The organism is Mesorhizobium sp. M7A.F.Ca.CA.002.05.1.1 (assembly GCF_003998335.1).
Lineage (GTDB): Bacteria > Pseudomonadota > Alphaproteobacteria > Rhizobiales > Rhizobiaceae > Mesorhizobium.
Map to the genome: position 1 here is coordinate 1 of NZ_RZQI01000389.1, position 5372 is coordinate 5372.

6 protein-coding genes are annotated in these 5372 nt (G+C 62.6%); 3 read left to right on the forward strand and 3 right to left on the reverse strand.

The window, feature by feature from the left end; all coding sequences use genetic code 11:
- Both EN939_RS19510 and EN939_RS19515 read right to left on the reverse strand, forming a co-directional pair.
- Positions 1–262, reverse strand: a 262-nt coding sequence (locus EN939_RS19510) for a co-chaperone GroES (RefSeq protein ID WP_148129646.1), incomplete at its 3' end; no start/stop codon positions are given.
- 165 nt (positions 263–427) lie between these two features.
- Positions 428–1225 carry a class I SAM-dependent methyltransferase gene (locus EN939_RS19515; RefSeq protein ID WP_127269301.1) on the reverse strand — a complete coding sequence of 266 codons (798 nt, stop codon included), beginning with the start codon at positions 1223–1225 and terminating at the stop codon, positions 428–430.
- A 112-nt stretch (positions 1226–1337) separates the two neighbouring features.
- Here EN939_RS19515 and EN939_RS19520 point away from each other — a divergent pair, with 112 nt between their 5' ends.
- Complete coding sequence (locus EN939_RS19520; RefSeq protein ID WP_127269302.1) at positions 1338–2189, forward strand: hypothetical protein; 852 nt, start codon at positions 1338–1340, stop codon at positions 2187–2189.
- A gap of 26 nt (positions 2190–2215) precedes the next feature.
- On the opposite strand, the gene EN939_RS19525 is transcribed toward EN939_RS19520, so the two are convergent.
- On the reverse strand, positions 2216–2842 hold the full coding sequence (locus EN939_RS19525) for a TetR/AcrR family transcriptional regulator (protein ID WP_164749009.1): 627 nt from the start codon (positions 2840–2842) through the stop codon (positions 2216–2218).
- A gap of 125 nt (positions 2843–2967) precedes the next feature.
- On the opposite strand from EN939_RS19525, the gene EN939_RS19530 reads away from it, so the two are divergent.
- Entirely contained in the window at positions 2968–4155 is a 1188-nt protein-coding gene (locus EN939_RS19530; protein ID WP_127269303.1) for an MFS transporter, read from the forward strand.
- Between the two features lie 13 nt (positions 4156–4168).
- On the forward strand, positions 4169–5372 hold a 1204-nt coding region (locus EN939_RS19535), incomplete at its 3' end, for a D-arabinono-1,4-lactone oxidase (protein WP_127269304.1).

Sequence of the window (5372 nt, forward strand, 5' to 3'; positions counted from 1 at the left end):
TGATCAGAAGGTCTTCGCCATTGAGCTTGACTTCGGTGCCCGACCACTTGCCGAACAGGATGCGGTCGCCGGCCTTGACGTCCAGCGGGACCAGCTTGCCAGCTTCGTCACGAGCGCCGGAGCCGACAGCGATGATCTCGCCTTCCTGCGGCTTTTCCTTTGCCGTGTCGGGGATGATGATCCCGCCAGCGGTCTTGGATTCGGATTCGACCCGGCGAACGACCACGCGGTCATGAAGCGGGCGGAACTTCGACTTTGCCATTTTTTCTTCCTCGATGAGAACGGTGAGAAACAGTTCCTCCATCCGGCGGCGCCGGACATGTGGTTAGCACTCACCAAAGGCGAGTGCTAACGTGGCGCTGAAATAGGCTGGCGGCGCGCCGGAGTCAAGGCGCTCGGAGCGCCTCTTGGCGGCATGATGATGAACTTACCGGTGCCTGGCCGAACCGAGTACCAGAAGCGGGCACCGTTCGGCCAGCGGATAGCTGCCGCTCGGCACGACGCGCACTTCGCCGAACCAGTTGGCGGCCTCTTCGATCAGCGTGGCCAGCGTCGCGAAACTGTAGCTTATGTCCGAGCCGGCATAGACGTCGATCGTGTTGATCGAGCTCATGCTCCACCCCGTCCTTGCGGCAAGAGCTTCGCGGTCTGGGAACAGTCTGCCGAACGTATCGCGGATCGTTGCCACCTTGATGGCGAAATCGGGGTCGTTCGTCGTGGACGCCATCGCGATCCGCCATTTGAGCGCGTGGAAATTCTCGACCCCGCCGGCCAGAACCAGAGCTTCGATGCCGCGCAGATCATCTGCCGTTTCCGGTCGTGCGAAGACGCGGATCGCTGCGCGCCTGCCAGGCTTCAGTACCCTGGCGACCTCGCCAAACAACGAACTGCGCGCCGCCTGGGAATCGACCGCCGACAGGCATCCGTCGCCGATGACGGCGTCGATGCTTGCGTGATCCACGGGCAGGTTAAGCCAGTTGCCGGCGATTGCCCTTCGCGAGCCGTCGTCGCCGGCCCATACGCCGGAAATCATGGCCGCCGACTGGTCGACCGCCAACATCGACTTGCCCAGAATTGCCAATTCCGGGGTCACCCCCAAGAGGAGGACATCGGCATTTCCAAGATCAAGTTCGCGATCGAATATAGCGACGGTTTCCGCTGTTGGCCGGAGCGGCGCTTCCAGAAGTTTCCAATGGCGGTGGTAATCGTCCCAATGATTTGTCATGCAATTTATTGGCCCCTGGACGCCTGGATTTGGATACCCGCCGGGGCTTAATAGAGGTCGTCGGACAAGCCAAGACATTTCAAGAATTTACAGACGGTCCAAGAGGTAGATAGTGGCGCGCATCGTTGTGATAACGCACGAGCATGACAGGTTCCTGGGCAGGCGCGACATCCTGCTGCGCAGGAGCAGCCCATACATGCTGTTCGACATTCTTGCGGAATTGAAAAGGCGCGGCCACTCGGTTCAGGTTCAGCAAGGCCTGTCGAAGCCGGTCAGCGGCGATATGGCGGTATTGCATGTCGATGCCACGGTGACGCCCACGGACTATGTCGACTACGCCCGGAGTTTTGCCTTCTGCCTCAACATCGGCGCCGCCGACATATCCAAGCGGCGGATCAGCGGCGCATTGGTCGACAGAACCGACAGCTGGCAAGGTCAGGTGATCGTCAAAAGCAATCTCAACAATCGGGGTATTCCGGAGACGCTCCTCAACCGGCGATCCGAGCGTGCCGGGAAACAGCAGCCGTTTCCGCGCTTGCCAGCCTTGCATCCTTATGAGGTCCATGGATCTCTCGGCGACGTTCCAGATGGCGTCTTTGATTGCGACGATCTCGTCGTGGAAAAGTTCATTCCGGAGAGAGAACCCGACGGTTTTGCTGTTCGTTTCTGGGTGTTTTGCGGAGAGCGCGAGCGCTGCACCCGCTACGTCTCCCCGAACGGCCTGGTCAAGGCATCAGAGACGATCCGGCGCGAGCCCGTCCCGGTGCCCGACGAATTGCGTGAGCGTCGGCGTGAACTCGGCTTTGACTATGGAAAATTCGATTTCGTCATGCATGAGGGCAGGGCCGTCCTCCTCGACGCAAACAAGACTCCCGGCCGTCCGCAAAACCTCGTCAAGATGTTCGCGGCCGGCGCTTCCGATCTGACTCACGGCTTCGAAGGCCTCATCCATCGGGCGAAATAGGCGCGGCTGAGATCGCCGCGGACGCCCTAGAGAAACAGTCGCAGCTGCGTGTGAATGATAGACCGGTAATCCTCGATGGTCTGGCGGCTTTCCGCTTCGCCCTCGGCGAGCGCCAGGCGCACCACGCCGCCGGCGAGCTGGAAGATCAGCAGGACCATGCGTTCGAACTGCTCGCGCCTCTCGGGCTCGAGCAAGGCGATGACGTGGTCGCAGAACATTTGGGCCTGGTGTCGGGTTTCGGCGATGTCGAGGTTTTTGAGCGCCTTGTCGGCCTGGATGGCGTTCTGCAGATCCTGGATGGCCGGATCGCCGGCGACACGGCTGAGATAATCATCGAGCAGCCGGTCAGCGGCCACGATCACGTCGTTCGCCTCGCGGATTTCGGCGATGATCGTGGTCAGCCGTGCCCGGCTGACCTCTGAAAACCGCTCATAGAGCATCGCCAGGATCGCCGATTTGTTGGGAAAATAGTGGTAGACGGTGGCGATCGGCCCGCCCGCCAGCATGCCGACTTCCTTCATGGTGACGGCGTCGATACCCTTTTCCCCGATCAGCCGCATGGTCGTCGACAGGATCGCGTCGATGCGCTCGCGGCTGCGTTCCTGCTTGGGCCTGCGCCTCGGCTCGGTCGCCATTCTCTTCAATTCCGTCATGCACCGATCTTTCGCACGGCTTCCCAAATTCCGGTTGACAAGAAAATATGATCAAGTATCAGTTTCTGAAATACTGACAGGTTGTCAGCTTTTTTGCCGCACGGCAAGGACGTTGGGAGGCGCCTTTGGCTTCGACAGATACCGGCCACGCAGGCAGTGGCGACTGGCTGGTCGGCAATCCGACCGGCTGGCAGCTCGCCTCGGCCTTGTGGATCGGTTCGGTCGGCCTGCTCATCCTCGGCCTGCAGCCGGTGCTGCTCGGAGCTCTCTACACCGAAGGCCATGTCAGCGGCGACGAACTGGCGCTGGTCGCCACAGCCGAGATGATCGCTATTGCCATCGGTTCGGCTGTCGTGGCGATGCTGCTTTCGGCGCACCACATGCGCTGGAAAAGTGCCGTCCTTCTGCTGCTGCTGGCGCTGGTCAATGTGTGGACGGCCTATGCCGCGAGCACCAGCACGCTGATTGCGGCCCGCGCCCTGGCCGGGCTCGCCGAGGGCGGTCTGGTCGCCATCGCCACCGAACTGATCGCCCGCTCGCGGCGCGCCGAGCGCATCGGCGGCTATTTCGTCACCATGCAGACGCTGGCGCAATGCGCGCTCGCCCTGTTGCTGGCGCTCTATGTCATCCCGGCCGCAGGGGCGTCGGGCGGCTTCATCGTTCTTGCCGTCGTCTGCGTCGTGTCGCTGGTGGTCGCCTTCACTGTTCCCGGTGACTATGCCGACCTGCCCAAGGAGGAGAACCTGGTCAATGTGCTGACGCTTCCCTCGACGACCGCGCTGCTGTCCGTCTTCTGCTATTTCATGTTCTTCGGCGCGGTCTGGGCCTTTCTGGAACCGCTTGGCGCACAGTATGGCATCGATGGCCGCACCGTCGGCCTGATCGTCTCGGCCAGCCTCGCCGTGCAGGTCCTGGGTGCTATGACGGCCACCGTGTTCGAGGCGCGCATCGATTATCGCCTTGCCATCGCGGCGATCGGCGTCGTCGCGCTTGTCAGCTCCCTGGTTCTTGCCAGTAGCCCTGGCCTGACAACGTTCTGGGTCGCTGCCTTGGCCATGGGCTTTATCCTGCTGTTCATCGTGCCCTACCAGATACGTCTGGCGATCACCGCCGACGAGACGCGGACCGCTGTGCTGCTGGTGCCGGCAGCCCAGCTTTTCGGCCTGGCGATCGGGCCGATCGCGGCGTCGCTGCTCATCGATGGCAAGGATTTCCGGCCGGTGCCGGAATTCGCCGCCGCCAGCGCGGTCGCCAGCGTGGCGCTGCTCGGTCTCTTCGTCCTTGTGTCGCGTCACCGTCGTGCGGTTGCCTGAGCGGGGAGGTGGCATGTCTAACATTTGGAGCAACTGGTCGGGCTTTGTAAGCGCCGAGCCCAAGCTGATCGCCAGCCCCGGCGATGCCGGTGAACTCGGTGATCTCGTCCGGACCGCGCCTGGCCCGGTGCGCGTCGCCGGTGCCGGTCATTCCTTCACGCCGCTGGTGAAATCGCAAGGCACGATCCTGTCCCTGGAGAGGCTGGAAGGGCTGGTCTCGCACGACGCCGAAACACATCGGGCGCGGGTGCGGGCAGGGACCCGGCTCGGCCCGCTGATGCGCATCCTGCAAGGCATTGGCCAGGGCCTGCCCAATATGGGCGACATTGACCGCCAGGCGATCGGCGGCGCGCTGGGTACCGCCACGCATGGCTCGGGACCGACGCTCGGCGCCTATCACACGCAGCTGGAGACGGTGCAGATCGTCGACGGGCTTGGCAAGGTCCGCGACTTCAAGCGGGCAGGGGATCAGGACATGATCCACGCCATGGGCGTCGCGCTCGGCGCTTTCGGCGTGCTCACCGAAGTGACGCTGAACAACATCGCGACCTACCGGTTGCGCCGCCGCAAATATGTGCTGCCGATCACTGAGATGCTGCGCGACTTCGAGGCGATGATGGCCGCGCATCGCTCGGCCGAATTCTACTACATTCCGTTCTCCGGCTATGCGCAGTTCATCGCCAGCGATTTCAGCGACGCCGCACCCACCGCACGGCCGCCGGAAGAGGACGAGGCGGGTTTGAGGACGCTGCGTCGGCTGCGCACCTCACTTGCCTGGCTGCCATCGCTGCGTGGCCGCCTGATCCGTTCGGCGGCCGTCAGATTTCCCGCCGAGGACTACGTGCAGGACTGGCTCAACGTCTATGCCAGCGACCGGCAGACCAAGTTCAACGAGATGGAATATCATTTGCCGTTCGAGGAAGGGCCGAAGGCGTTGGCCGAGATCATCGAGCTGACCGAGAAGCGTTTTCTCGAGGTCTATTTCCCGATGGAGGTGCGCTCGGTCGCGCCGGACCAGTTCTGGCTTTCGCCATTCTACAACAGGCTGACCTGCTCCATCGCCATCCACCATGATGCAGCGAACGATCCTCTGCCGTTCATGCGGGCGGCGGAGCCGATCTTCCGCAGATATGGCGGCCGGCCGCATTGGGGCAAGATGCACAGCCTGAAAGCGGCGGATCTGAAAAAGCTCTACCCGCGCTGGGACGATGCCATGG